The 24,761-nt window shown below is 73.2% G+C and carries 26 protein-coding genes and 1 pseudogene; 15 read left to right on the top strand and 12 right to left on the bottom strand.

Annotated features, from left to right (window positions below; translation table 11 throughout):
• Window positions 1-3: 3 nt before the first annotated feature.
• Window positions 4-648, top strand: coding sequence for a phosphoribosyltransferase (locus ACZ61C_RS43945; protein ID WP_465313904.1), 645 nt, complete (start codon window positions 4-6; stop codon window positions 646-648).
• A 120-nt stretch (window positions 649-768) separates the two neighbouring features.
• Window positions 769-1,203 (top strand): DUF6292 family protein, encoded by a 435-nt coding sequence (locus ACZ61C_RS43940; RefSeq protein WP_465313903.1) that lies wholly within the window; start codon window positions 769-771, stop codon window positions 1,201-1,203.
• Window positions 1,204-1,368: 165 nt separating this feature from the next.
• Here the strand turns inward: ACZ61C_RS43940 and ACZ61C_RS43935 are convergent, their stop codons facing one another.
• Window positions 1,369-1,776 carry a hypothetical protein gene (locus tag ACZ61C_RS43935; protein ID WP_465313902.1) on the bottom strand — a complete coding sequence of 136 codons (408 nt, stop codon included), beginning with the start codon at window positions 1,774-1,776 and terminating at the stop codon, window positions 1,369-1,371.
• A gap of 292 nt (window positions 1,777-2,068) precedes the next feature.
• On the opposite strand from ACZ61C_RS43935, the gene ACZ61C_RS43930 reads away from it, so the two are divergent.
• Window positions 2,069-3,196, top strand: coding sequence for an FUSC family protein (locus tag ACZ61C_RS43930; RefSeq protein ID WP_465313901.1), 1,128 nt, complete (start codon window positions 2,069-2,071; stop codon window positions 3,194-3,196).
• A gap of 18 nt (window positions 3,197-3,214) precedes the next feature.
• On the opposite strand, the gene ACZ61C_RS43925 is transcribed toward ACZ61C_RS43930, so the two are convergent.
• The gene (locus tag ACZ61C_RS43925; RefSeq protein WP_465313900.1) at window positions 3,215-3,820 is read right to left on the bottom strand and encodes a flavodoxin family protein; all 606 of its coding nucleotides are present in this window, start codon (window positions 3,818-3,820) and stop codon (window positions 3,215-3,217) included.
• 131 nt (window positions 3,821-3,951) lie between these two features.
• Between ACZ61C_RS43925 and ACZ61C_RS43920 the strand changes: the two genes are divergently transcribed.
• A complete protein-coding gene (locus ACZ61C_RS43920; protein WP_465313899.1) occupies window positions 3,952-5,142 on the top strand; it encodes a zinc-dependent alcohol dehydrogenase in 1,191 nt (396 codons plus the stop codon).
• A gap of 36 nt (window positions 5,143-5,178) precedes the next feature.
• On the top strand, window positions 5,179-6,771 hold the full coding sequence (locus tag ACZ61C_RS43915; RefSeq protein ID WP_465313898.1) for a phytoene desaturase family protein: 1,593 nt from the start codon (window positions 5,179-5,181) through the stop codon (window positions 6,769-6,771).
• Here ACZ61C_RS43915 and ACZ61C_RS43910 read toward each other — a convergent pair.
• Window positions 6,762-7,217 carry an SRPBCC family protein gene (locus ACZ61C_RS43910; RefSeq protein ID WP_465313897.1) on the bottom strand — a complete coding sequence of 152 codons (456 nt, stop codon included), beginning with the start codon at window positions 7,215-7,217 and terminating at the stop codon, window positions 6,762-6,764. The genes ACZ61C_RS43915 and ACZ61C_RS43910 overlap by 10 nt on opposite strands.
• 136 nt (window positions 7,218-7,353) lie before the next feature.
• Here ACZ61C_RS43910 and ACZ61C_RS43905 point away from each other — a divergent pair, with 136 nt between their 5' ends.
• Window positions 7,354-7,734, top strand: coding sequence for a VOC family protein (locus ACZ61C_RS43905; RefSeq protein WP_465313896.1), 381 nt, complete (start codon window positions 7,354-7,356; stop codon window positions 7,732-7,734).
• Between the two features lie 4 nt (window positions 7,735-7,738).
• Here the strand turns inward: ACZ61C_RS43905 and ACZ61C_RS43900 are convergent, their stop codons facing one another.
• Window positions 7,739-8,074, bottom strand: a complete 336-nt coding sequence (locus ACZ61C_RS43900; RefSeq protein ID WP_465313895.1) for a hypothetical protein — start codon at window positions 8,072-8,074, stop codon at window positions 7,739-7,741.
• A 133-nt stretch (window positions 8,075-8,207) separates the two neighbouring features.
• Window positions 8,208-9,221, bottom strand: a complete 1,014-nt coding sequence (locus ACZ61C_RS43895; RefSeq protein WP_465313894.1) for a DNA topoisomerase IB — start codon at window positions 9,219-9,221, stop codon at window positions 8,208-8,210.
• A gap of 348 nt (window positions 9,222-9,569) precedes the next feature.
• On the opposite strand from ACZ61C_RS43895, the gene ACZ61C_RS43890 reads away from it, so the two are divergent.
• The 5 genes and pseudogenes from ACZ61C_RS43890 (at window position 9,570) to ACZ61C_RS43870 (ending at window position 12,197) form a co-directional block, all read left to right on the top strand.
• Window positions 9,570-9,929, top strand: coding sequence for a chemotaxis protein CheB (locus tag ACZ61C_RS43890; protein WP_465313893.1), 360 nt, complete (start codon window positions 9,570-9,572; stop codon window positions 9,927-9,929).
• A gap of 53 nt (window positions 9,930-9,982) precedes the next feature.
• Window positions 9,983-10,696: an ATP-binding protein gene (locus tag ACZ61C_RS43885; RefSeq protein WP_465313892.1), complete on the top strand. Its 714-nt coding sequence runs from the start codon at window positions 9,983-9,985 to the stop codon at window positions 10,694-10,696.
• A pseudogene (locus ACZ61C_RS43880) lies at window positions 10,693-10,782 on the top strand (hypothetical protein); the annotation flags it as partial. The gene ACZ61C_RS43885 and the pseudogene ACZ61C_RS43880, both read left to right, overlap by 4 nt.
• 448 nt (window positions 10,783-11,230) lie before the next feature.
• Window positions 11,231-11,887 carry a PAS domain-containing protein gene (locus ACZ61C_RS43875; RefSeq protein WP_465313891.1) on the top strand — a complete coding sequence of 219 codons (657 nt, stop codon included), beginning with the start codon at window positions 11,231-11,233 and terminating at the stop codon, window positions 11,885-11,887.
• Window positions 11,811-12,197, top strand: coding sequence for an STAS domain-containing protein (locus ACZ61C_RS43870; RefSeq protein WP_465313890.1), 387 nt, complete (start codon window positions 11,811-11,813; stop codon window positions 12,195-12,197). Before ACZ61C_RS43875 ends, ACZ61C_RS43870 begins: the two co-directional genes overlap by 77 nt.
• On the opposite strand, the gene ACZ61C_RS43865 is transcribed toward ACZ61C_RS43870, so the two are convergent.
• Window positions 12,194-13,288, bottom strand: a complete 1,095-nt coding sequence (locus ACZ61C_RS43865; RefSeq protein ID WP_465313889.1) for a carboxylate-amine ligase — start codon at window positions 13,286-13,288, stop codon at window positions 12,194-12,196. The genes ACZ61C_RS43870 and ACZ61C_RS43865 overlap by 4 nt on opposite strands.
• A 125-nt stretch (window positions 13,289-13,413) precedes the next feature.
• On the opposite strand from ACZ61C_RS43865, the gene ACZ61C_RS43860 reads away from it, so the two are divergent.
• Window positions 13,414-14,601: a M20 family metallopeptidase gene (locus ACZ61C_RS43860; RefSeq protein WP_465313888.1), complete on the top strand. Its 1,188-nt coding sequence runs from the start codon at window positions 13,414-13,416 to the stop codon at window positions 14,599-14,601.
• Between the two features lie 18 nt (window positions 14,602-14,619).
• Here ACZ61C_RS43860 and ACZ61C_RS43855 read toward each other — a convergent pair whose 3' ends face one another.
• The 6 genes from ACZ61C_RS43855 to ACZ61C_RS43830 all read right to left on the bottom strand — a co-directional run bounded on the left by ACZ61C_RS43855 (window position 14,620) and on the right by ACZ61C_RS43830 (window position 20,749).
• Window positions 14,620-15,516, bottom strand: coding sequence for a TauD/TfdA dioxygenase family protein (locus ACZ61C_RS43855; RefSeq protein WP_465313887.1), 897 nt, complete (start codon window positions 15,514-15,516; stop codon window positions 14,620-14,622).
• A complete protein-coding gene (locus tag ACZ61C_RS43850) occupies window positions 15,513-16,826 on the bottom strand; it encodes an LLM class flavin-dependent oxidoreductase (RefSeq protein WP_465313886.1) in 1,314 nt (437 codons plus the stop codon). Before ACZ61C_RS43850 ends, ACZ61C_RS43855 begins: the two co-directional genes overlap by 4 nt.
• Complete coding sequence (locus ACZ61C_RS43845; RefSeq protein WP_465313885.1) at window positions 16,823-17,665, bottom strand: ABC transporter permease; 843 nt, start codon at window positions 17,663-17,665, stop codon at window positions 16,823-16,825. Before ACZ61C_RS43845 ends, ACZ61C_RS43850 begins: the two co-directional genes overlap by 4 nt.
• Window positions 17,662-18,435, bottom strand: a complete 774-nt coding sequence (locus ACZ61C_RS43840) for an ABC transporter ATP-binding protein (protein ID WP_465313884.1) — start codon at window positions 18,433-18,435, stop codon at window positions 17,662-17,664. Before ACZ61C_RS43840 ends, ACZ61C_RS43845 begins: the two co-directional genes overlap by 4 nt.
• Window positions 18,432-19,451 carry an ABC transporter substrate-binding protein gene (locus ACZ61C_RS43835; RefSeq protein WP_465313883.1) on the bottom strand — a complete coding sequence of 340 codons (1,020 nt, stop codon included), beginning with the start codon at window positions 19,449-19,451 and terminating at the stop codon, window positions 18,432-18,434. The genes ACZ61C_RS43840 and ACZ61C_RS43835 overlap by 4 nt, the downstream gene beginning before the upstream one ends.
• 101 nt (window positions 19,452-19,552) lie before the next feature.
• Complete coding sequence (locus ACZ61C_RS43830) at window positions 19,553-20,749, bottom strand: ROK family protein (RefSeq protein ID WP_465313882.1); 1,197 nt, start codon at window positions 20,747-20,749, stop codon at window positions 19,553-19,555.
• An 89-nt stretch (window positions 20,750-20,838) separates the two neighbouring features.
• Here ACZ61C_RS43830 and ACZ61C_RS43825 point away from each other — a divergent pair, with 89 nt between their 5' ends.
• The 3 genes from ACZ61C_RS43825 to ACZ61C_RS43815 all read left to right on the top strand — a co-directional run bounded on the left by ACZ61C_RS43825 (window position 20,839) and on the right by ACZ61C_RS43815 (window position 24,744).
• Window positions 20,839-21,174, top strand: a complete 336-nt coding sequence (locus ACZ61C_RS43825) for an ArsR/SmtB family transcription factor (protein ID WP_465313881.1) — start codon at window positions 20,839-20,841, stop codon at window positions 21,172-21,174.
• A 1-nt stretch (window position 21,175) separates the two neighbouring features.
• Complete coding sequence (locus tag ACZ61C_RS43820; RefSeq protein ID WP_465313880.1) at window positions 21,176-21,655, top strand: SRPBCC family protein; 480 nt, start codon at window positions 21,176-21,178, stop codon at window positions 21,653-21,655.
• A gap of 83 nt (window positions 21,656-21,738) precedes the next feature.
• The gene (locus ACZ61C_RS43815) at window positions 21,739-24,744 is read left to right on the top strand and encodes an ATP-binding protein (protein WP_465313879.1); all 3,006 of its coding nucleotides are present in this window, start codon (window positions 21,739-21,741) and stop codon (window positions 24,742-24,744) included.
• Window positions 24,745-24,761: the final 17 nt, after the last annotated feature.

Raw genomic sequence — 24,761 nt, 5'->3', positions numbered from 1 at the left:
CCCGTGGGCACCCGCGAGAGCGTTGCGCGCGTCTTCGCCGACCGAGAGGACGCCGGGCGCCGGCTCGCCTTGGTGCGGCGGACCTGGACCGACCCGCTTGTGCTCGGGCTCGCCCGGGGCGGGGTGCCGGTGGCCGCCGTGGTCGCGCGGCGGCTCGGCGCTCAGCTGGACGTCGCGGTCGCGCGCAAGATCGGCGCGCCGGGCCGGCGTGAGTACGGCGTCGGCGCGGTGACCCCGGACGGTCCCGCGATCTACGACGAAGCGATCCTGCGCGTCATGGAGCTGACGGCCGTCCGGATGGCCCGCGCGGAAGAGCGCGAACGGGCGGAGGCCCGGCGCCGCCTCGAGCGGTACCTCGGCGGCCGCGCGCCTACCGGGCCGGCGGGCCGCGAGGTCATCCTCGTCGACGACGGGCTGGCCACCGGCTTCACCGCGACGGCCGCCCTGCGTGACCTGCGGGCCGGGCACCCGCGGACCGTCGTCGTCGCCGTGCCGGTGGACGCGCCGGACGCAGTCGCGAGGCTGCGGGACGGGGCCGACGACGTCGTCTGCGTGGCCGAACCGGCGGGATTCCGCGTGGTCGGCGAGTGGTACGCCGATTTCCGCCAGACGAGCGACGAAGACGTGCTTTCGCTGCTCGGCCGGTGACCCTGGGACCTCCACTGAGGACGGGCCGTGACGTGCTGCTCCACCCGGGGAGACCCGGGTTGACCGGATGGGTGGCGGGGTACCACCCGGCGGGGGCCGCGAACCGGATGGGCGGGCGAGATGATCGAACGGGACGGGCTCGGCGCTCCGGCGCGCGGGCTGCGGCAGTACTTCCTGGCCGTGGCGACCAAGCTGGACGTGCCGGCGTGGTTCTGCGAGGTGGAAGTGCCCGCGTCCGCGTACTTCGCGCTGGAGCGCCGGCTCGCGCGGTTCCCGGACCACGAAGCGGCCCTGCTGTGGGACGAGCGTGACGGCTGGGCCGCGGCGGTCGAGTCCGCGGCCGGCGAGGACGTGGTGGTGCTCGCCTACCTCGGCGTCGACGTGCTGGCGGCGCCGGACACCGTCCTGGCCTTCGTGAAGGATCTCTACGGCGACGCGTACCCAGGCCGGCCCGACCCGCCGGACCTGCGGAGACCCGGGGCCCCGGACGGCTTCGACGAGCGTCTCGCCGGCTGCGCGAGCAACCCCGTCTGCCTGCCCGAGGGCCAGTCCTGAGCAGTCCACGCCCGCGTCAGCGCGGCGGCAGCACGCAGAGCTCGTTGTCCTCCCGGTCGTCGAGGACCTTCGCGCCGAGCAGCGCCGGCCGCCTTCGAGGTCGAGCTGGTGGCAGGTCGAGCAGGTCCGGCTGCCGGCAGTCGACCGCGAGGATCCGCGCCGCCGTCAGGTCGCCGCCACGATCCGGTTGACCGCCTCCGCGACCAGGTCCGGCTCGGCGACCGTCACCGTCAGGCCCGGGTGCCGCAGGAGTCCCCACGGCTCGATGCCGGGCACCGGCTCCCGGAACCGCACGCAGACACCGCCGACAGTGGTCGTGCCGAACGTCAGGCCGCGGTCGGCGAGCGAAAGCCGGACGCCGAGGCCGCGCAACGCGCTGTACGGGCCGCTGACCTCGGCTCCGGCGAGGTTGTGCAGCGGCGTGGTGACTACCCACGGCCCGAGGCGCACTCGCAGACCGCCCGCGTCGAGATCGAGGCCGCTGCGGGCGCCGAGCAGCCGCCGCACCCAGGGGTGGCCGACGGCGAAGTCCGCGTGCAGGCGGTACTGCACGACGACTGGTGCCGTGGTCATGCGTACTCGCCCGTCGGCAGGGTGGTGGTGCGGTGCATGGGAGCCCTCCTTCACGCCGTGTCTTTCCGGCTACCCGGTGGCGCCGGGCCGAAACCGCCCGGGACGGACGTGGAAGGCGCCGGTCCCTGCAACCAGGACGCGGGCCCCCGGTCCGGTGGGGAGCGAAGTCCGTGTCCCGGCCGGTTACCACGTCCACGCGGGACCAAACCGAGTCCGAAGTGGACACCCGCGGTTCGGCCCGCCGGGCCCGGGGTAACCGGTGCGCGGTGACCGATCCGCGGAGGGAGGACCGATGGCCGAAGCGCCGGGGGAGCGGCCGCGGTCGCGCTTCGGGACCGCGCTGACCGAACGGCACGACCGGACGCCGGTGGGCTGGTTCGCCCGCGCGCTGGGGGTCCCGGGAACCGAACGGCAAAGTCTCGTCCAAGCCGCGAAAGCCACGTTCGCCGCCACCGGCGCCTGGCTGCTGGCCACGCTGGTGCTGCGGCTGCCCCAGCCGTTCCTCGCGCCGTACGCGGCGGTGTTCCTGGTGGACGCGACGGTGTACCGGTCGCTGCGGGGCTGGCTGCAGCAGGTCGGCGCCGTGGCGGCGGGCGTGCTGCTCGCCGCGCTCGCCGGGCAGCTGATCCCGTCGCAGGCCGTGGCGCTCGCCGTGGTCGTGTTCGCCGGGCTGCTGGCCGGGAACTGGCGGCACTTCGGCTCGGCCGGGATCTGGGTCGGCGTCACCGGCATGCTGGTGATCTCCTACGGCACCGCGACCGAGACCGTGCTGCTGGGCGACCGGCTGCTGGAGACCGCGCTGGGCGCGACGATCGGCGCGGTGGTGAACGCCCTGATCTTCCCGCCGCTGCACGGGGAACGGTTGTCCTCGGCCGCCGGCCGGCTCGCGACCGCGCTGGCCGAACTGCTGGAGGCGACGGCCGACCTGGTCCGCCACGACGAGCCGCCGGAGGACGTCGAAGACCTGCTGGCCCGGGCCCGCGACGTGCGGAGCCTCGTGCAGCTGGCCGAGGACGCCGCCGGCCTGACCAAGGAGGGACGGCTGCTCAACCTGCGCCGCCGCCGGCCGGGGGCGGGCAGCCGCCACGAACGTCCACTCGCGACACTCATCGCGCTGTGGCCGCCGGTGTCCCAGCTGGTCACCGCCGTCCGGACGACGTCCGGGCAGCAGGAGCACCCGTTCGGCTACCCGTGGCCGGCCGCCCGGGACGCGCTGGCGGACCTGGTCGCCGGCTTGGCCGGCGCGGTCCGGTCGGTGGCGAAGGACGGCGAGGCGGTCGACCTGGACCGCTCCCGTGAGCTGCTGGCGCAGCTCGAGGAGCGGCTGGTCACCGCGGACGACGGGGTGTCCGCGCGGCTGGGGCTCGGCACCCTGACCCTGCCCGCGCGGCACCTGCTGGAGCGGCTGGAAAGCCGCTGACTCGGAGAGATGCAGCCCTCACGATGCCGGGTACTGCTGCTCCCGGAGCAGGTTCGCCAGGTGGACGGCGTTGCGGACGAGCGTCGCGTTCGCCGAGGCCACGGCCTTGGGCGTCTCGTCGAGGTCGTTGTAGTCGCCGCCCTGCATGGCCTCGCCGTTCCAGTACGTGCCGCCCTGCGCCGGCACCGTGAAGCCGGTGTCGTTGAGGGCCTGGAACAGGTCGGCGATGATCTTGTGGGCGCCGTCCTCGTTGCCGACCGCCGCGGCGACCGCGACCTTGCCGAACATCGCGGGCCGGCCTTCGCCGTCCTGTTCGGACAGTTCGGCGTCAAGGCGTTCGAGGACGCGCTGCGCGACGCTCGACATGTGGCCCACCCACGTCGGCGTGGCGACCAGCAGGACGTCGGCGGCCAAGATCTTGTGCCGGATCTCCGGCCACTCGTCACCCTCGCCCATGTCGCTTTCCACGCCCGGGCGGACGTCGTAGTCGACCACGCGGACGATCTCGCCGGTGGCGCCGCGCTCGGCGAACAGGTCCAGCAGCTGGCGCGCGATGAGGTCGCTGCTCGACTTCGACGGCGACGGCTTGAGCGTGCAGGTCAGCGCCAGGACGCGCAGGGGCATGGGTTCCTCCCGGTGGGTTCGGACCACTCCGGCTACCCGGTCCGCGAGGGCGCCAACCGCCGGCGGCCGCGCGTTTGCCGCCCGCCCACCCGGGAAACCGGGGGTGGACAACCCCGCGGAAGAGGAGAGCCATGAAGGCAGTGACCTGGCACGGCAAGCGTGACGTCCGCGTCGAAGAGGTGCCGGACCCGAAGATCGAGGAGGGCACCGACGCCGTCATCCGGGTCACCTCGACCGGGATCTGCGGCTCCGACCTGCACCTCTACGAGGTCCTCGGTGCGTTCATGACCGAGGGCGACATCCTCGGCCACGAGCCGATGGGGATCGTCGAAGAGGTCGGCCCCGAGGTGAAGCACATCAAGCCCGGCGACCGGGTCGTAGTGCCCTTCACCATTTCTTGCGGCTACTGCTGGATGTGCGAGCGCGGCCTGCAGTCGCAGTGCGAAACCACCCAGGTGACCGAACAGGGCAAGGGCGCGTCGCTGCTCGGCTACACGCGGCTCTACGGCCAGGTGCCCGGCGGCCAGGCCGAATACCTGCGGGTCCCGCAGGCGCACTACGGCCCGATCAAGGTGCCGGACGGCCCGCCGGACGACCGGTTCGTCTACCTCTCCGACGTGGTGCCGACCGCGTGGCAGGCCGTCGAGTACGCGAACATCCCGAAGGACGGCACGGTCGTCGTCTTCGGGCTCGGGCCGATCGGGCAGATGAGCTGCCGCATCGCCCGCCACCACGGCGCCGGTCAGGTGATCGGGGTCGACCTCGTGCCGGAGCGGCTCGCGCGCGCCCGTGAGTACGGCGCCACCGCGCTGGACACGCGGGACCACAAGGAGATCGGCGACACGATCCGCGGGCTGACCCACGGCCGCGGGGCCGACGCGGTGATCGACGCGGTCGGCATGGAGGCCCACGGCGCCCCGGTCGGCAAGCTCGCGCACAACCTGGTGAACCTGCTGCCGCCGCAGCTCGGCGCCAAGGTCACCGAGAAGGCCGGCATCGACCGGCTCAGCGTGCTGTACGCGGCCATCGACAGCGTCCGCCGCGGCGGCACGATCTCGCTGTCGGGCGTCTACGGCGGCATGGTCGACCCGATGCCGATGATGGAGCTGTTCGACAAGCAGATCCAGCTGCGGATGGGCCAGGCCAACGTCCGGCGCTGGATCGACGACATCATGCCGGTGCTCGCCGGCGACGGCGACCCGCTCGGCGTCGAAAGCTTCGCGACGCACAAGCTGCCGCTCGCCGAAGCGCCGCGCGCGTACGAGATCTTCCAGAAGAAGCTCGACGGTGCGCAGAAGATCCTGCTCCAGCCCAGCCAGTAGTCTCGACAGGGACGAGCCGGCCCCCGGGAGGTCCCAGTGAGTACCGAAGCCGTCGACGCAGTGGTCATCGGCGCCGGGCACAACGGCCTGGTGGCGGCGAACCTGCTGGCCGACGCGGGCTGGTCGGTGCTGGTGCTGGAGGCGACCGGGCATCCCGGCGGCGCGGTCCGGACGGCCGAGGTCACCGAACCGGGCTTCCGCAACGACCTGTTCAGCGCCTTCTACCCGATGAGCGCGGTGTCCCCGGCGATCCAGGGGCTGCGCCTGGCGGAGCACGGCCTGCGCTGGCGGCACGCCCCCGACGTCCTCGCGCACGTGCTGCCCGACGACCGCAGCGTGGTGCTGTCGCGGGACCTCGACCGCACGGCGGCGTCGGTCGAGGCGTTCGCCCCCGGCGACGGCGACGCGTGGCGGCGGCTGGTCGAGCAGTGGCGGGAGATCCGGGAACCGCTGCTGGACGCGTTGTTCACGCCGTTCCCGCCGGTCCGCCCGGGGCTGAAGCTGCTGTGGCGCACCGGGACGCCGGAAGCGCTGCGCCTGGCGCGGATGCTCACGTTGCCCGCGCGGCGGTTCGGCGACGAGCTGTTCGACGGCGAGGGCGCGAAGCTGCTGCTGGCCGGGAACGCCGCGCACAGCGACCTGTCGGTGGACAACGCGGGCAGCGCGGTGTTCGGCTGGCTGATGGCGATGATCGGCCAGGACGAAGGGTTCCCGGTGCCGGCGGGCGGCGCGGGGGAGCTGGTCACGGCGCTGGTGCGACGGCTGGAGTCCCGCGGTGGAATCGTCCACTGTGGACGTCCGGTGGCCGAGGTGCTCGTCCGCGATGGACGCGCGCTCGGGGTCCGCGACGCTTCCGGCGCTCCGGTGCGCGCCCGCAAGGCCGTGCTCGCGGACGTCCCGGCGCCGATCCTGTACGGCGACCTGGTCGGCGCGGAGTGGTTGCCGCGGCGGCTGGTCGAGGATCTCGGCCGGTTCGAATGGGACAGTGCGACCGTCAAGGTGGACTGGGCGTTGTCCGGCCCGATCCCGTGGACGGCCGAAGCCGCGCGCGGCGCCGGCACGATCCACTTGGGGACGGACCTCGACGGCCTGTCCGCCTACGGGAGTGAGCTCACCCGCGGCCGCACCCCGCGGCGGCCGTTCCTGCTGCTCGGCCAGATGACCACCACGGACCCGGACCGGTCCCCGCCGGGCACGGAGTCGGCGTGGGCGTACACGCACGTCCCGCGCGGCACGATGGAAAACCGCGCGGCGCTGGAGCGGCGCGCCAAGCGCATCGAGGAGACGGTGGAGGCGAACGCGCCGGGCTTCCGCGACCTGATCAAGGCCCGCTACGTCCAGGGGCCGGTGGAACTGGCGAACCACAACCCGGGCCTGGTGGGCGGCGCGGTCAACGGTGGCACCACGGCGATCCACCAGCAGCTGTTCTTCCGGCCGGTGCCGAGCGCGGGCCGCGCGGACACCCCGGTGGACCGCCTGTTCCTGGCGGGCGCGTCGGCGCACCCGGGCGGCGCGGTCCACGGCGGCCCGGGCGCGAACGCGGCCCGGGCGGCGCTGGCCCGGGCGGGAAAGCTGGGTCTCGGGTACGCGGCGGTGATCCGGGCGGCCCACCGTGCGATCTACGGCTGAGCCGGGTTCGCGTGCCTGCCGGTCGCGAGGTCGGCCAGGCGCGCCAGGGACTCGGTGTTGCGCGGCTTCACCAGCAGCGACTGCAGGGCCGCCGGCAGCAGCTTGCCGGGCCCGCGCACGACGTGCTCGGTCATCCGGACCAGGGTCTTTCCGTCGCCGTGCGGCACGAGCGTGAGCCCGACCGCCGCGGCGCCGACGGGCCAGGCCCGCGCCTCCAGCGCCAGCGAAAGCCCCGGCTCGACCGCGGTCACGACGGTCTCGTCCTGGATGTGCACCGGCCACGGGCCGACGCTGTGGTGGATCCGCGAGCCGGTCGCGGGCCAGCGCTCGTCGACGTCGCGGATGTGCGAGCTCCCGACCACCCAGCCGGCATAGAGCCAGCCGTCGGCGAGGACGTCGTACACGGCTTCGGGCGGCACGTCGATCACCCGGCTGACCTCGGTCACGGCTACCTCCTGCTCGTCGGGGCGAAGCAGGAGTACCCCGTCATCGACGGGGTATGCCCGCGCCGGCGAACCCGGGCCTGCGCCCGCGTGCCACGATGGTGGTCGACGACGAAGCCACCGAACGGAGCTGAGCGGGATGGCCTGCCGGATCACCGAGCTCGTCCTGGACTGTGCCGATCCCGGCCGGCTCGCCGAGTTCTGGTGCGCCGTGCTCGGTTACGAGGTCGTCGGCCACGAGCCCGACGGTCTCGAGCTGGGTCCGCCCGGGGGCCGGTTCGGCGCCGGGCCGCCGACGTTGGTCCTGGCGCAGACCGACAACCCGCGCCGCGGGAAGCTGCCGTTGCACCTGGATGTCAGCCCGGCCGGCACGGATCACGAGACGGAGCTGGCCCGGCTGCTGGCGCTCGGCGCGCGCCCGGCGGACGTCGGCCAGAACGGTACTGAATCCTGGGAAGTGCTGCAGGATCCGGAAGGCAACGAGTTCTGCCTGCTGCGCACGGACGTCGGCGCCGCCTGAGCGGTCAGTCGCTTTCGGCCGCGCAGCGGCGCCACTGCACCCGGTCGCCGGCCTGGTCCGCGTGCCACACGGGTGTTCCCTCGGACTCCCACGTCGGCAGCAGGCGTCCGGTCACCACGCGCCCGCGGTCGACCCGGCCGAACAGTTCGGCGCCGTCCACGCGGCGGGCCGCCGGGATCCACGCCGGGAACCTCGCCCGCGGCAGCTTCCGCTCGATCCACTCGCGGGCCGAGCCTTCGCTCCCGTGGTCGGATTCGACGATGCTCGACACCGGCCCGTCGCCGCCGACCACGAGGCCGATCGACGCGCGCCAGCGCACGGAGGAAACGTCGGGATTCATCGGTCCCAGGTTCCCGGACGAGCGGGTCCGCGGGCCAGTACACGTACGGGTGGATCGACGCTCACTCACCGTGCCCCCTGCTGTCTGCGGCCGTCCGGACATCCTCGGATTTCCCCGCCCGGGTGATGTTCAATCACGCGCTGCTCAGCAGCCGTGCGCACGCCTTCTCCAGCACCGCCCGCGCGTCGTCCCCGTCGACGCGTGCCGCCCGCTTCAGCGCCGCCGCGATCGTGCGCTCGTCGCGGTAGGCCTCGACCAGCCGCGGGTCCACATAGGACGATCGGCACACCGCGGGGGTGTTGCCCAGCGCCAGGGAAACCTCCTTCATCACGCCCGCCTCCGCGCGCTTGCGGGCGGCGTCCGACGAAGGCGGGTCCGCGGCGGCGAACGCGGTCGCCGCCAGCACCGTCGCGTTCCAGGTGCGCAGGTCCTTCGCGGTGCAGTCGTCGCCGGCGAGCTCCTTGAACCGCTCGTTGACGTCGGCCGCGTGCACCTCGTGCCAGGTGCGGCCCTCGCGACAGACGAGCAGCCGGTCGCTGCCCGGCCGGCTGCGCAGCAGGGACTTCAGGACTTTGGCCAGCGCCTCGTCCCGGATCGCCACTTCACGGTCGAGACCGCCTTTGGCGACGTAGCAGAACCGGCATTCGTCCCCGCGGACCGCGGCGTGCTCACGCAGCAGCGTCGCGACGCCGTGCGTGCCGTTCTCCTCCGCGTACTCCTCGCCGCCGGTGCGGAAGATCCCCCGGTCGAGCATCCGCAGCGCCGCCGCGAGAACCCGCTTCCGGGTGAGGCCGGATCCGGACAGATCGGTCTCGACGGAGTCCCGCCACGCCGGGAGCCGCCGGGCCATCGCCAGGACGCGGTCGTGCTTCTCCTCGTCGCGGTCCCGCCGCCACTGCTCGTGGTAAAGGTACTGGCGCCGCCCGGCGTCGTCGGTGCCGACGGCCTGGACGTGCCCGTTCGGGTGCGGGCAGATCCACACGTCCCGCCAGGCCGGCGGGATGACCAGGGCCTTGATCCGGTCGAGCGGCTCGGCGCCGGTGACGGGCTCGCCGTCGGTCGTCGTGTACGAGAAGCCGCGGCCGCGGCGGACCCGCCGGATGCCGGGGCCGCGCAGGTCACTGCGCCGGAGTCGGGTGCGTCCCACGCACGCTGGTACCCGCCCCGGCCGCCGCGAAACCCGGATCACCCCGGTCGGGGCCGGACCCCATTCCGTCCACAGTGGACTCGGCACGGGTCGGCGCGCCGCACTGGTCACCGTTCGGGCGCCTGGCTCGGTGCGGGCGGAACGGGCCTGCCGGCGTCGGGCGCGAGCAGCCCGGCCGCGGCGGCCGCCTCGGTGGGCCCACGGCGTGGCGGGAGCCGCGATCCGCGGTCCGGCCCGGCTCCCGGTGTGCGGGTACGACGGTGGGTGACAACCTCGTTTCGGTCCGCGTCCGATGGCGGCACGGGTGCCGGAGAGGGCTAGCGTGACCGTCGTGAGGAGGTGGTCGCCGTGCCCGTCCAGCGGGGTGTCGTGGTGGTCGGCGCCTCCGCCGGCGGGATCGAGGCACTGCGCGGGCTCGTCCGGGTGCTGCCCGCGGACTTCCCGGCGGCGATCGTCGTCGTCCTGCACTTGGCGCCCAGGGTGTCGAGCGCGCTGCCCGCGGTCCCGGCGGAACACGGCCGTCCGCTGACCGGGGGTGTCATCCACGTCGCGCCGCCCGACCACCATCTGCTCCTCGACGAGAAGGCGGCGCTGGCCGGCCGGATGCAGCGGAACGCCGTCGCGCGCGGTGGTGGCACGCTGGCCGGCGGGCGGTACCAGAACACCGTGCGCTTCCTGCTCGCGCAGCAGCCGGGACCGGTTTCGTGACTGCGACCGTGCACCTGGCCCCGGAGCCTCAGGCATGGGCCACGGTGGTCACCGTGACCGGCACACTGAGCCTGGACAGCTACCCCGACCTGCGGGAAGGCCTGCTCAAGATCGCCACCGACGCCACCGACGGCGTGGTCGCCGACATCGCCGGCCTCACCGTCGAAGAAGACCGGCTGGTCACCGTCTTCGGGACGGTCGCCCTGCGGGTCAGCGCCTGGCCAGGCGTCCCGTTTTCGCTCGTCACCCCGCGCCCGGACCACTTCCTGATGCTGACGATGCGGGCGGTCGCCCGGTTCGTCCCGGTTCACCCCGACCTGGGCATGGCCGAACGGGAGCTGCACCACCCGCCGCGGCGCCGCGCGGTGCAGCTGCTGGTTCCGGTGCCCGGCGCGTCGGCGCTCGCGCGGCGGTTCGTCACCCGGGTGTGCGCCGACTGGCAGGTGCCGGAATACACCGAGGACGCGCTGGTCATCGCGACGGAGCTGGTCGAGAACACGATCCGGCACACCGATTCCGCGGCCCGGCTGCGGCTCGAGCTGCGGCGGGACAGGCTGTCGGTGTCGGTCGCCGACGACGGCCCGCGCCCGGCCGTGCTGCACGAGCGGGTCGCCGCCACCGACCCCGGCCTCGGGCTGGCGATGGTCGCGCAGATCGCCCAGGCCTGGGGCTGCAACCCGTCCTGGACGGGCGGAAAGGTCGTCTGGGCGGTGCTGGCCCGGCGTGGCCGCCCGCGCACCCATCGCCGGACAGCCTCTCCCCGGTGACGGATCTGCGGCCGGAAGGCGACGACGAGTTCGAAGCGGTGCTCCGCTACATCAAGAAGTCCCGCGGGTTCGACTTCACCGGCTACCAGCGGACGAGCCTGATGCGGCGGGTCCAGCGGCGGATGAGCCGATCCGGGTGTGGTGCGCAGGGTGCGCGGCGGGCCGGGAGGCCTACAGCCCTCGCCATCGTCTTCGCGGAGGCGATCGGGGTCGAGGCCTTCCGCCAGCGGGTCAAGAGGGCTGCCCGAAGGCGCCCTCGAGACCCTACGTCGAGCAGCACGGCAGCCGGTACAGCTTCCGCAAGGACCTCCGCCGCTCGGTCATCTTCGGGCGCAACGACCTCGTGCAGGACGCTCCGATCTCCCGGATCGACCTGCTCGCGTGCCGCAACATCCTCGAGCGGTTCCACTTCGCGCCGGCGCCGCGGGATGATGTTCCTGGGCAAGGCCGAGATGCTGCTCAGCCACACACGTCAACGGCCTCGACCACCTGCGCGAGCGCGCCTTCTCCGCGAGCCCCGTCGCGCAGATCGTGGTGACGGCCGACGAGGTCACCGCGCTGATCAACCAGCAGGCCGAGATCTCGTTCGGGCTGGCCGACCGGGACCTCGGGCGCGAGCTGTGGGACCTCGACCTCTCCTACCGCCCGGTCGGGCTGCGGCCGTACGTCGAACAGGCCCGGCTGGAACGCCGCTCGCTGCGGATCAAGGACGTCGAGTGGCGCCGCGCCGGTGAGACCGTGTGGTTCGAGGTGCACGTGAACCCGTTGGTGGGCAAGGACAAGAGCCTGCTCGGGGTGTCGGTCGTGTTCCACGACGTCAGCCGGGCGCGGCTGCTGCTCACCGAGCTCGAGCACGCGAACCGCCGGCTCGAGTCGGCCTACGAAGAGCTGCAGACGATCAACGACGCGCTCCGCGACTGCGGCGTCGAGCTCGACGAGCTGAACGACTTCCTGGAGTCCGTGCTGACCTCGGTCCAGGCCGGGATGGTCGTCCTCGACACCGAGATGCGGATCAGGGCCTGGAACCGCGGCGCCGAAGACCTGTGGGGCACAGCAACGGCGAAGAGAGCCACGGCGTGTTTCGGGATGATCATGCCCGGGGTACTTCGTGGTCATGACGACCTACGAGCGGCCGCGCGTGGTCTCGCCGCGCACGGACCTGCCTTCCCCGCGCGCTCCCGCGGACGGTGACCTGCGGAGCCGGATCCGCTGGAAGACGGCCGACGCGGTGGTCGTCGAGGTGTCGGGGGAGGTCGACCTCCGCACGGCGCCCGAGCTGGAAGCCGCGCTGGCCGAGCACGTGCGGGCCTGCCCCGGGGTGCTCCGGGTCGACCTCGGCGAAGTGGGTTTCCTGGGTGCCGCGGGCATCGACGTGCTGCTCCGGGCGCAGCAGCGGGCCGAAGTCGCCGGGATCCGCTTCGTCCTCGATCCCGGCCGCTCCCGCGCCGCCGTGCGTGCGCTCGAACTGGCCGACCGGCTCGGCCGCCGAAGCCCGCGCTAGCCGCCCGTCAGCAGGTCGACGACGTCTTCCGGCCGGTTCCGTTCCGCGAACCGGCGCCGCTGCCGGTCCGCGCCGCCGCCTTCCGCGACGAGCCGCGTCAGCCCTTCCCGCGCGAACTCCAGGTCGTCCGCCGCCTCCAGCGCGGGCGCCGTCCGCTCGATCAGGTCGTCGAGCACCGCCTTGGCCGGCACCAGGTCTCCGCTGTCCGGGTGCGGGCAGCAGCCGGTCGGCCCTTCGCGAGACGCCCGCCACAGCTGCGCGCGCAGCACTTCGTTCGACAGCTCCGGTGCGGACGTGGCTTCGGCCAGCGCGGTCGCGACCAGGCCTCTCGCGAGCACGCCGAGCAGGACGGCCTCCTCCGGGGTCGCGGCGACGTCGGCGATGCGGAACTCGATCGTCGGCTGCTTCTCCGAAAGCCTGACGTCCCAGTAGATCATCCCGCGGTCGAGGATCGAACCGGCGCGCAGCCAGCCGTCGACGATGCTTTCGTACTCGTCGAGGGAGGCGAACCGCGGCGGCGGGCCCGCCGACGGCCACCGGCTCCACTGCTGGTACCGCCAGCTGCCGTAACCGGTGTCGTAGCCGTCCGCGATCGCCGAGTTCGCGGTGACCGTGAGCAGCACCGGCAACCACGGGCGGACGTGGTTGAGGACGCGGATGCCGCTGTCCTGGTCGGGGATCGCGACGTGCACGTGGCAGCCGCAGGTGAGCGAAGTCCGCGCGGTGGCGCCGAAGTGCTCGGCCATCCGCTCGTACCGCGGGCTGGGCGTGATGGTCGGCGGGCCCGCTTCGGCCAGCGGCGGCGCGGCCGCGGGCAGCACCCGCAGCCCGCGCCGGCGCGCGGCGCCCGACAGGCCGGCACGCATCCCGCGCAGCTGCCGCAGCGCTTCGCCGTGGGTCCGGCAGACGTCGGTCGCGGCCTCGGCCTGCGACCGGGTCAGTTCGTGCTGCAGCTCGCCCTGGTCGTTCGCCGTGGCTTCCGCGGCGTCGACGACGTTGTCGCCCGCCTGCGAGAGGTGGCCACGGCGGTCGACGACGAAGAACTCCTCTTCGATGCCGAACGTCAGCACTTCACCGGGGGCTTGGTTCACCGGGGTTCTCCTGGGGATCGGGGAGCCACCCGGATACCCGTGCGGTCCAGCGTGCAAACCGCGGCCGGCCCGTGTGGAACACTGCGGGTGGTGTGACCGTGCAGGGCGGGGGTATTCCGGTGGGCATGGAGTGGCACGAAGACCTGCACGAGCGGGCCGACGAGCGGATCGAGCACTGGGCCGAACGGCTCTGGGCCGTCGCCGTCGCGCTGCACGAACGGCCGGAACTGTCCTATGAGGAGCACGCCGCCGCGGAGCTGCTGACCGGTGAGCTGACCACGGCCGGCTTCGCGGTGGAGTCCGGTGTGGCCGGGCTGCCGACGGCGTTCGTCGCGCGGGCGGGCACCGGACGGCCGTGCGTCGCGCTCCTGCTCGAGTACGACGCGCTGCCCGGACTGGGCCACGCCTGCGGGCACAACCTCGTCGCCGCGTCCGGGCTCGGTGCCGCGCTGGCCGTGAAGGAGGTTCTCGCGGACAGCCCGGGAACGCTGCTCGCGATCGGCTGCCCCGCCGAGGAGCGCGGCGGCGGCAAGGTCGCGTTGGCCGAGGCGGGCGTCTTCGACGACGTCGACGCGGCCCTGATGGTCCACCCCGGCGTCCACTCGTGGTCCTCGGCGCCGCTGACCGCGCAGGTCGAGCTGAAGGTGACCTTCCACGGCCGTGCGGCCCACCCCACCGGCGACCCCGAACAGGGCGTGGACGCCCTCGCCGCGCTGGTCCAGGCGTTCGGCGCGGTGTCGGCGCTGCGCCAGCGGCTGCCCGCGAGCTCCCACGTCCAGGGCATCATCACCCACGGCGGCGAGGCGACGAACATCGTCCCCGACCGGGCCGAGGGCCGGTTCGGGCTCCGCGCGCTGACGACCGGGGCGCTGGACCGCCTGGCCGAGGACGTCGGCACGTGCGCGCAGGGCGCCGCGCTGGCGACCGGCGCGAAGGTCGACGTCGAACGGCTCGGGCGCGGGTTCGCGCACTTCCGCGACAACCCGGTGCTGTCCGAGCGGTTCACCGAACACCTGGCGGCGTGCGGGATCCACGCGACACCGCCGGAGCCGGGTGTCTACCCGGGGTCGTCCGACATCGGCGACGTCAGCGTCCGCGTCCCGGCGATCCACCCGTTCGTGGCGATCACGGCGGAGGAGTACGCGGTGCACACCGAAGAGTTCGCGGCCGCGTCGGCGGGCGCGCGCGGGCGGTCGGTGATGCTCGCGTCGGCGGCGGCGCTGGCCCGCACGGCGATCGACCTGCGGACGCACCCGTCGCTGGTCAGCCGGGCCTGGGACCACTTCCGGGAACAGGCGCGGAACGAGCACTGAGCCCGTTCCGCGCCCGGCTCACGCCACCGAGGTGTAGTGCGAGGCGTCGCCCTCCAGCGACTCGCTCGCCCGGCCGTCGATCCCCACCGGGATGTCACCGGCCACCGTCACCCGGTTGAGCCGCCGCGGCAGGCCGTCGTAGTTGTCGATCGCGTAGTGCTGGGTGATCCGGTTGTCGAACAGCACCAGCTGGTTCGGCTCCCACGCCACGCGCACGACGTTCTCCGGCCGCGTCACGTAGGACTGCAGCAGCCGCAGCAGGTCCCGCGACTCGCTCACCGACAGGCCTTCGATCCGCTGCGCGAAGCCGCCGATGTACAACCCGCGCTCGCCGGTCACCGGGTGCACCCGCACGACCGGGTGCACGGTCCGGTACTTGCGCGAGACGAACTGCGCGCGCCGGGCCTGTTCCTTGTCGTCCACCGTCTCCGGCGGCCGGACGTAGTCGTAGTCGTTGGTGTGCACCGCGCGCAGCGTGTCCGCGAAGACCCGCAGCGGCTCCGGCAGGTCGCGGTAGGCCGCCGCGGAGTTCGCGATCAGCGTCTCCCCGCCGTAGGGCGGCACCACGAGGCTGCGCAAGGTGCTGGCCTTCGGCGGGTTGAGCACGAAGGTGACGTCGGTGTGCCAATGGTTGGCGCGGCCCTGCTCGCTGTCCACCGGCAGGATCGTCGGCGCGCCGTCGACGGCGGGCACCGTCGGGTGCGCCTTGGTCAGCTCGCCGAAGCGCGCGGCGAACCGCTGCTGTCCTTCGTCGTCGAGCGTGACGTCGCGGAACACGAGCGCCTTGTGCTCGTGCAGGGCGTCGGCGAGGAACGCCACCTGGGCCGCGTCCAGGTCGCCGGCGGGGTCGACACCGACGATCTCGGCGCCGATCCTCCCGGTGAGCTTGCGGACGTCGGTGCTGAGGGTGGTCATGCGGGCTCCTTCACTCGGTTGCGGTTGACGGGACGCGCGAGGCCGTAGTGCTCGCGCAAGGTGGCGCCGGAGTACTCGGTGCGGAACAGCCCGCGCCGCTGCAGCTCCGGGACGACGAGGTCGACGAAGTCGTCGAGCCCGCCGGGCAGGGTCGGTGGCATGACGTTGAAGCCGTCCGCGGCGCCGCCGGTGAACCACGCCTCCAGCTCGTCGGCCACCTGGACCGGAGTGCCGGCGAAGACGCGGTGCCCGCGGCCGCCGGCCAGCCGTTCCAGCAGCTGCCGGATGGTCAGGTCCTCACGCCGGGCCAGGCCGACGACCAGCTCGAACCGGCTCTGCCCGCCTTCGGTGAAGCTGCCCACTTCAGGCAGCGGGCCGTCCAGCGGGTAACCGGTGACGTCGTGGTCGAGCATCTTCGACAGCTGCCGCAGCCCGTAGTCCGGCGTGATCAGCGCGTTGAGCTCGGCTTCCCGCTGACGCGCTTCGGCTTCGGTGCGGCCGAGGATCGGCGAAATGCCGGGAAGGATCTTGATCTCGTCCGGCGTCCGGCCGTACTTCGCCAGGCGGCTCTTGACGTCGTCGTAGAACGCCTTGCCCTCGGCGAACGTCTGCTGCGCGGTGAAGACGGCTTCGGCGTGCCGGGCCGCGTACTCCTTGCCGGTTTCGGACGAGCCCGCCTGCACCAGCAGCGGGTGGCCTTGCGGCGGGCGTTCGATGTTGAGCGGGCCGCGAACCTGGAAGTGCTCGCCGTTGTGCGCGACCGGCCGGATCCGCTCGGTGTCGGCGTAGACGCCGGTCTCGCGGTCGACGATCGCGGCGTCGTCGTCCCAGCTGTCCCAGAGCTTCTTGACGACGTCGACGAACTCCTCGGCCCGGTCGTACCGCGCGTCGTGGGACGGGCGCTTGGCCAGGTTGAAGTTCCGGGCCTCGTCGATGCCGGCCGAGGTGACGATGTTCCAGCCCGCACGGCCGCCGGAGAGGTGGTCGAGCGAGGCGAACTTCCGGGCCAGGTGGTACGGCTCGTTGTACGTCGTGGACGCCGTCGCGATCAGTCCGATGTGGACCGTGGACGCGGCGAGCGCCGAAAGCAGCGTCAGCGGCTCGAAGTGGCTGTGGGAGTTGTGCTTCACGTTGCCCCACAGCGCGACGCCGTCGGCGAGGAACAGCGAGTCGAGCTTGCCGCGCTCGGCAGTACGGGCGATGTCGGCGTAGTGCTGCAGCGTCCGCGCCCGGCGCGGGTCGGTCGACGGGTGCCGCCACGCGGCTTCGTGGTGGCCGTTCGGCATCACGAACGCGTTGAGGTGCATCATGGCTTCTCCTTGGGACGCCAGGTGGAAAACCGCCGTTCGAGGACGACAAAACCCTGGTTGACGAGCACTCCGAGCACCGAGACCGCGATGATCCCGGCGTACATCTGCTGGATCTGGAAGTTCACCTGGCTGGTGTTGATGAGGTAACCGAGCCCGGCCTTCGCGCCGACCATCTCGGCGGCCACCAGCACCAGGATCGAGTAGGACGCGGCCATCCGGATGCCGGTGAACACCGTCGGGACGGCCGAGGGCAGGATCACCTTCCGGAACAGCCGCGGGCTGGACAGCCCCAGCGAGCGGGCCGCCTTGACCAGCAGCGGGTCGACCGTGTTCACCCCGGCGATCGTGTTGAGCAGCACCGGCCAGACGCACGCGTAGACGACGAGAGTGACCTTCGACAGCTCACCGATGCCCAGCAGCAGCGTGAACACCGGGAGCAGTGCCAGTGCGGCGGTGTTGCGGGCGAGCTCCAGCAGCGGCTGCAGGAAGCGCGCGACGGGCCGGTACCAGCCGATCAGCAGCCCGAGCGGCACCGCGACGGCCACGGCCACGGCGAACCCGGCGGCCGACCGCCCGACGCTGGCCAGCAGGTGGTCGGCGAGCTGCCCGTCGAGCACGAGGTCCCAGAGGGCCCGCAGGTCTTCGGACAGCGGCGGCGGGAACGTCCGGGTGCCTTCGTCGAGCACGAACCGGGGGAGAAGCTCCCAAAGCGCGACGAAAAGCACAATCGCGGCCGAGCCGTGCACCGCGCGGGTCAGCTTCTTCGTGAACCGCCGTGGTTTCGGCGGCGGGGTCGCCGGTCCACTGTGGACGGGTGGCGCTTCGAGGGTGGTGGTCATCCGAGGACGCTCCGTTCGTGTTCGGCCGCCTTGCGGACCTCGTCGTGCAGCAGCTCCCACAGCCGGTGGCGCTGCCGCCCGAACGCCGGGTCGGACCGGACGTCCCCGGTGCGGTCGCCGAGGTCGATGTCGACGACGGCCTTGAGCCGCCCGGGCCGCGACGTCAGCACGGCGACCCGCTGCCCGAGGTAGACGGCTTCGTCGATGCCGTGGGTGATGAACACGATCGTCTTGCCGGTGCGGCGCCAGATCCGCAGCAGCTCGTCCTGCAGCTGCTCGCGGGTCTGGGCGTCGAGAGCGGCGAACGGCTCGTCCATCAGCAGCACCGCCGGGTCGTAGGCGAGGCTGCGGGCGATCGCGACCCGCTGCTTCATCCCGCCGGAGAGCTCGTGCGGGTAACGGTCCTCGAAGCCGGAAAGCCCGACCAGGGCGAGGAACTCGTGCGCCCGGTCCGCCCGCTGCCGCTTCCCGAGCGGGCCGCCCTCGAGGCCGAACTCGACGTTGGCGCGGGCCGTGCGCCACGGGAACAGCGCGTACTGCTGGAAGACGACCCCGCGGTCGAGGCCGGGGCCGCGCACCGGCTCGCCGTTGATCAGCACCTCACCGGACGTCGGCGTGGTGAGCCCGCCGAGGAGGTCGAGCAGGGTCGACTTGCCCGACCCGCTCGGCCCGACGAGGGACAGGAAGGTGCCTTCGGCGACGTCGAGCGTGACGTCGTCGAGTGCGGTCAGCTCGCCGAAAGTCTTGGTGACGGACCGGATCCCGATCACTTGGTCACCGCCGGGGCGCCGTCGCGGTAGGGGTTGAACTCGTTGGTGTAGAGCTTCGCGGTGTCGATCTTCTCGCCCTTGATGTAGCCCTGCTGCTTCAGCCACGGCTCCCACAGCGTGTAGTCCTGGTCGGAGATGAGACCGCCGTGGGTGATCCCGACGCTCTTCCAGTACTTGAGGGTGCCGGTGTTCTCGTTGCGGCCGCGGGCGTTGATGATCTTGGTGAACCGGGCGATCACCTCTTCGCGCGGGGTGGTGCGCTCCCATTCGATCGCCTTCGCCACCGCGGAGACGAAGATCTTCGTGGTCTCCGGGTACTTCTTGATGAAGTCGGTGCGCAGCACGTACGGGCCGCCGTTGTAGGGGCCGAACGCCTGGACGTCGCTGAACAGGGCTCGGACCCCGCCGGCGGCGAGGGCGTGGTCCTGCAGGATCCCCTGCAGAGCGACAACGTCGAGCTGGCCGTTGCGCAGCGCCTGCTCGGCGTTCACCGGCGGGATGACCACGAGCTGGACCTGCTTGATCTCCTCGTCCGAGAGGCCTTGCTTTTGCAGCCAGGTGTCGAGCGCGGCCTCCAGGTTGGCGCCGGCCGTGTTGACGCCGACCTTCTTGCCGACCAGGTCGCGGGCCGTCCGGATCGGACTGTCCTCTTTGGCGTAATAGCCGATGAACGCCTTGTCGTCGGAGCCGTAGTAGTTGACGACCGCCTTGACCGGCGCGCCGGCTTCGACCAGCTTGACCACGGCGCCGGTGAAGGCGCCGCCGAAGTCGGTCTGGTCGGTGGCCGCGGACTGGATGTCCTGCGGGCCGCTGATCGTGTTGCCGACCCACTTCAGCTTGACCGGGCCGAAGTAGCCCAGGTCCTCGGCGAGCTCGGGCAGGGTGACGGAGTTCGCGCTGCCCTGGTAGCGCAGTTCGAGTTTCTCGGGTTGCCCGGGCGCGCCGGTGGCCGTCGCCGACGCGCACCCGGCGAGCAGCACCGCGGCGGCGGCCAGGAGGGGCAAGGTCTTCTTCACGGTGGTTTCGTCCGTTCCGGGAGTCGGCGGGGATGCCTCGATTGTTCGGGGCGGCCGAGCGGACGGTCAATTTTGCGAGTTCGTGAAATAACTCCGCCGATTCACGAAGCGTGCGAGAGTCCGGTGAGGAGCGGCCCGAGCGGGTCGTCGTAGAGGAGGTCGAGCAGCACCGCGCCGCCGGCGGTGGCCAGCTCCGTGCCGGGGAAGCTCGTCGGCACAACGGTTTCCGCCGGATCGGTGCGTCCTCGCGACCGTTCGCGGACCGCGTCCCGGATGGCGGGAAGGCAACCGGGCACCTGGGCTGCACTCCGGTCGACCACGACGAGCACGGCCGGGTTCAGGACGTCGAGCAGCAAGGCTGCGGCCTGGCCGATGAGCCGCGCGCGGTCGTGGAACAGCCGCACCGCGGCGGAATCGCCCGCAGCGGCGAGCGCGAGCAGGTCCGGAAAGGGAATGCCCGCTTTGCGCGCGATCGTCGCTTCGGAAACGGTGGCTTCGAGGCAGCCGGTGCGCCCGCAGCGGCACGGCTCGGCGCTGTTGTCGACCGGCAGGTGCGCCACCGCGCCCGCGGCCGAGCGCGGTCCGTGGTGCACGGTGTCCCCGGTGGCGAACGCGGCGTCGACGACGTTGCCGGTGAACAACTGCACGACGCTGTCGCGGGCTCTCGGGTGGCCGAAGAGGCGTTCGGCGTGGACGAGCGCCCGCGCGTGGCCGTCGACCTCGACGGCCAGCCCGGTGCTTTCGGTCAGCAGGTCCCGCACCGGCACGTCTTTCCAGTCCAGCAGCGGGTGTTCGACGACGGTGCCGGACTCGCGGTCGACCCAGCCGCCGGTGGCCACCCCGAGCCCGAGCGGCTCGCGGTCCGGCGCGTGCCCGAGCAGCAGGTCGTCGAGGATCTCCGCGGCCCGGGCGAGCAGGTCTTCGGCGGCCAGGCCGTCGTGCGGTTCTTCGTGCTGCACCAGGACGTTCCCGCGCAGGTCGAGCAGCGCTACGGTCGCGTGGTGCACGGCCAGGTGCAGCGCCCCGGCGACGTGCCGCCCGGTGTCGAGGTCGACGGGCACGTGCGGCCGCCCGACGTTCCGCCGCGGTTCGGCTTCGGGCAGTTCGCGCAACAGCCCGCGCCGCAGGAGCTCGCCGGCGTGCCCGCTGACCGCGGCGGCGGACAATCCGGTCCGCCGCGCGACGGTGCTGCGCGCGATCGGCCCGCCGTCGAGCACCGCCCGTAGGACGGCGCTGGCACTGGCGCTGCGCCGGGCGCCGCGCGCGTCCGTCCTCTGTGGACCGCCGGCCCCCGTCATGGCCTGATGGTGGCAGACGCCGGGGTGTCCGCCCAGTGTGCCCAGGGTGTGGGTGTTGACGCATACCCATATCGGCATATGATGGCGGCGTGGCACGAGCAGCAACGACGACCGACACCTTCAACGCCGTCGCCGAACCGCGGCGGCGGCAGATCCTCGACGTCCTCATGGCCGGTGAGCGGTCGGTCGGCGACCTCGTCGACGCGCTCGGGCTCGCGCAGCCGCAGGTGTCGAAGCACCTGCGCGTCCTGCGGGAGGTGGGCGCCGTGGACGTGCGCGGGGCCGGCCGTCAGCGGCTCTACCGGCTCAACGGGCCCGCGCTCAAACCCATCCACGACTGGGTCAGCCGCTACGAGCGGACCTGGTCGGAACGCTTCGAGCTGCTGGACGACGTCCTCGAAGAACTCAAGGAACAGGAGCAGTGACGTGGAGATCACCACCCCCGGCGACGACCGGATCCTCATCACCCGGGAGTTCGCCGCGCCGAAGCACCTCGTCTACCGCGCGTGGACCACACCGGAGCTGGTGAGGCGCTGGTGGGCCGGGCACCGGGGCACGACCACCGAGGTCGAGCTGGACCTGCGGCCCGGCGGCCGCTGGCGGTACGTCCTCAAGACGAACGACGGCGCCGAGGTGGGCTTCCACGGGGAGTACCGCGAAGTCGTGCCGGAGGAGAAGATCGTCTACACCGAGGTGTTCGAGCTGCCCGGGGTCGACCTCGACTCCGTCGACGGGCCGCTCAACACCGCCACCTTCACTGCTCTCGACGGCGACCGGACGCGCCTGGAGCTGCTGACCGAGACCGGGAGCAAGGAGCTGCGCGACGTCATCCTCGGGTCCGGCATGGAGGTCGGCGTCCGGGAGCAGATGGTGCTCATCGAGGAGCTGGCGAACTCCCTGCGCTAGCCGGCAGGGACCGGGCATCCACCCGGGCCGGCGCGTCGAGCCCTCGAAGTCCATGCGCTTGGGGGGCGGGCCAGAATCAGCGGGTGCAGTTCGCCATCCTCGGGCCGGTCGAAGCCCGCCGTCCCGACGGGATCCCGGTCGCCCTCGGCGGGCCGCAGCTGCGTGGGCTGCTCGCGTTGCTCGCCCTCGACGCCGGGCGGGTCGTCAGCGCCGAGCGGCTGATCGACGGCCTGCACGGCGAGCACCCGCCCGAAGGCGCCGCCGACGCCCTGCAGTCCCAGGTTTCCCGGCTCCGGCGGCGGCTGCGGGACGGCGGCGCGCCCGACGGGCTCGTCGAGTTCACGCCCGCCGGGTACCGGCTGGCCGTCGAGCCGCGGGCCGTCGACGTCCACCGGTTCGAACGGCTCACCGCCGAAGCGCGGGAGACACCCGATCCGACCACCAAGCTCGAGCTGTTCGGCGAGGCGCTCGCGCTCTGGCGCGGCCCGGCGCTCGACGGGCTCGCGGACCCGCCGCGCGCGGCCCGGCTGGCCGAGCTGCGGCTGGCCGCGACCGAAGACCGCGTCGAAGCCGGGCTCGCGCTCGGCCACCACGAGCGGCTGGTCGCCGAACTGCGTGAGCTCACCGAGGAGCATCCGCTGCGGGAGCGGCTCGCGGCGCAGCTCGTCCGGGCGTTGCACGGCAGCGGACGCCCGGCCGAAGCCCTCGCCGTCTTCGCCGAAGTCCGGGAGCGCCTCGCCGACGAGCTCGGCGCGGACCCGTCTCCGGAGCTCGCGGACGCGCACGTCGCCGTCCTGCGGGCCGCCGCGCCCGCGCCGGCGCGGCGGGTCCCGGTGCCGCTCACCGCGTTTGTCGGCCGGACCGAGCTCGACCGGCTGACCGCGGCCCTGCGTGACGCCCGGCTCGTCACGCTCATCGGGCCCGGTGGCGCGGGCAAGACCCGGCTCGCCGTCGAGGCCGCGGCCGGCGAAACCGGCGAAGTGTGCTTCGTCGAGCTGGCCACGACGACCGACGTCCCGCGAGCCGTGCTCGCCGCGCTGGGCCTGCGGGAACAGGGTGTGCTCGCGCCGGGCGCGCCCGCGGATCCGGCCGACCGGCTGGTCGCCGGGCTCGCCGACCGGCCGCTGCTGCTGGTCCTCGACAACTGCGAACACGTCGTCGCCCGGGCCGCCACCCTGGTCCGGCGGCTGCTCGGCGAGTGCGCCGGGCTGCGGGTGCTCGCCACCAGCCGGGAGGCGCTCGGCCTGACCGGCGAAACGCTGGTGCCGGTCGGCGCGCTGCCCGCCGAAGCCGCCGAACGGCTGTTCAAGGACCGGGCCGCGGCGGTGGCCGGTGCTCAGGAGCCCGATCCCACGGCGGTCACGCGCATCTGCACCGCCCTCGACGGTCTTCCGCTGGCGATCGAGCTCGCCGCCGCGCGGCTGAAGTCGATGTCCGCGGCCGACGTCGCCGCCCGGCTCGGCGAGCCCTTCCGGCTGCTTTCCCGCGGGGAGCGGACCGCCGAGCCGCGGCACCGGACGCTGCGCGGGGTCGTCGAGTGGAGCTGGGACCTCCTGGAGCCGGACGAACAGTGGCTCGCCGGCCGGTTCGCGGTGTTCACCGGCGGCGCCCGGCTCGACGCGGTCGAGCGGGTCTGCGACGTCCCCGACACCGACTTCGTGCTCACCGGCCTGGTGGAGAAGTCCCTCGTCGAGTTCGCCGGCGGCCGTTACCGGATGCTCGAGACGATCCGCGCGTTCTGCGCCGAGCAGGGTGACGACCGGCACGAGGCGCACGCGAAGTACTTCCTCGACCTCGCCCGCGCCGCCGAACCGAAACTGCGCGGCGCGGACCAGCTGACCGCCTTGGCGGAACTGACCGCCGAGCACGCCGACCTCCACGCGGCGCTGCGCTGGAGCGTCGAGCACGCGCCGGACGTCGCGCTGCGGCTCCTCGCGGCGCTCACCTGGTACTGGTGGCTGCGCGGCCTGCGCGGCGAGGCGGCGCCGTTCGCGGACGCCGTGCTCGCCGCCGTCGGCCCCGAGCCGCCGCCCAGGCTCGTCGAGGAGTACGTCCTGTGCGTGATCCACGCGTCGGACACCGACGTCGAGATCGAGCCGATCCTGGCCGCCCACCCCGGCCCGCTGCGGTACCCGTACCTCTTCCTGCTGTGGGCGTTTTCCCCGCGTACCAAGGTGAAGGAGGGTGAACGGCTGGCCGCGCTCGTCGGCGACGACGCGTGGTCGCGCGCGTTCACCCGGGTCGGCGACGGCCTCGGCGCGCAGTACCGCGGCCGGGTCGCCGAAGCCGAAGGGCACTTCTCGGCGGCGCTGGACGGGTTCCGCGCCCTCGGCGACCGCTGGGGTGAGGCGAGCGCGCTGGAGAAGCTCGCGGAGTTCGCCGACTGGCGCGGTGAGCACGCGCGGTTCCGCGAGCTGATGGACGAGTCCGTCCGGCTGGCCGGTGAGCTCGGAGCCGGCGAAGACGCCGCCGACCTGCTCTGCCGCCGCGCCGACGGGGTGCTCCGGGCCGGGGACGCCGAGGCCGCCCGAGCCGACTACGAAGCCGCCGCCGAGCAGGCCCGCGCGGCCGGGACACCGGTGATGCTGGCCCGGGCGCGCGGCGGGCTGGGGGAGATCGCGCGGCGCGCGGGCGACCTGTCCGCGGCCCGGCGCTGGTACACCTCGGCGCTCGCGCTGCCCGCGGGCCCGGTGACCGGCGGTGAGACGCGGATCCGCCTCTACACCGGCTTCGGCTGGACCGCGGCCGCCGAGGGTGGGCTCGATGAGGCGACCGAGCTGCACCAGGAGGCGCTGGCGACGGCGCTCGACCACGTGAACCTGCCCGGCGCGGCGCAGGCGGTCGAAGGACTGGCCGGGGTGCTCGCCGCCCGGGCCGAGGACCACCGGGCCGCGTTCCTGCTCGGGGCCGCCGTCGGGCTGCGCGGCGCGCCGGTCACCGGGGACGCCGACGTCGCCGCGGTGACCGAGCGCGTGCGGGCCCGCATCGGCGCCGAGGCTTACGCCGAAGCCTTCGACCGCGGCCGCGAGATGCCCCCTGAGCAGGCACTTCAGGAGCTCGGTCAGCGGCGGTTCGCGCTCGGTTCGTGAGCGGTTGGCGACCGGGC

It is taken from the genome of Amycolatopsis sp. NPDC104587, from assembly GCF_055583645.1.
The sequence above is the reverse complement of the archived record's forward strand: the minus strand, read 5'-3'. Positions and strand labels throughout refer to the sequence as shown.

Bases quoted from the DNA above. Each gene is read 5' to 3' on its own strand.
- ACZ61C_RS43940 (WP_465313903.1), top strand. From the start codon at position 769: ATGATCGAACGGGACGGGCTCGGCGCTCCGGCGCGCGGGCTGCGGCAG.
- ACZ61C_RS43935 (WP_465313902.1), bottom strand. From the start codon at position 1,776: ATGACCACGGCACCAGTCGTCGTGCAGTACCGCCTGCACGCGGACTTC.
- ACZ61C_RS43930 (WP_465313901.1), top strand. From the start codon at position 2,069: ATGGCCGAAGCGCCGGGGGAGCGGCCGCGGTCGCGCTTCGGGACCGCG.
- ACZ61C_RS43925 (WP_465313900.1), bottom strand. From the start codon at position 3,820: ATGCCCCTGCGCGTCCTGGCGCTGACCTGCACGCTCAAGCCGTCGCCG.
- ACZ61C_RS43920 (WP_465313899.1), top strand. From the start codon at position 3,952: ATGAAGGCAGTGACCTGGCACGGCAAGCGTGACGTCCGCGTCGAAGAG.
- ACZ61C_RS43905 (WP_465313896.1), top strand. From the start codon at position 7,354: ATGGCCTGCCGGATCACCGAGCTCGTCCTGGACTGTGCCGATCCCGGC.
- ACZ61C_RS43900 (WP_465313895.1), bottom strand. From the start codon at position 8,074: ATGAATCCCGACGTTTCCTCCGTGCGCTGGCGCGCGTCGATCGGCCTC.
- ACZ61C_RS43870 (WP_465313890.1), top strand. From the start codon at position 11,811: ATGACGACCTACGAGCGGCCGCGCGTGGTCTCGCCGCGCACGGACCTG.
- ACZ61C_RS43860 (WP_465313888.1), top strand. From the start codon at position 13,414: ATGGAGTGGCACGAAGACCTGCACGAGCGGGCCGACGAGCGGATCGAG.
- ACZ61C_RS43855 (WP_465313887.1), bottom strand. From the start codon at position 15,516: ATGACCACCCTCAGCACCGACGTCCGCAAGCTCACCGGGAGGATCGGC.
- ACZ61C_RS43850 (WP_465313886.1), bottom strand. From the start codon at position 16,826: ATGATGCACCTCAACGCGTTCGTGATGCCGAACGGCCACCACGAAGCC.
- ACZ61C_RS43845 (WP_465313885.1), bottom strand. From the start codon at position 17,665: ATGACCACCACCCTCGAAGCGCCACCCGTCCACAGTGGACCGGCGACC.
- ACZ61C_RS43830 (WP_465313882.1), bottom strand. From the start codon at position 20,749: ATGACGGGGGCCGGCGGTCCACAGAGGACGGACGCGCGCGGCGCCCGG.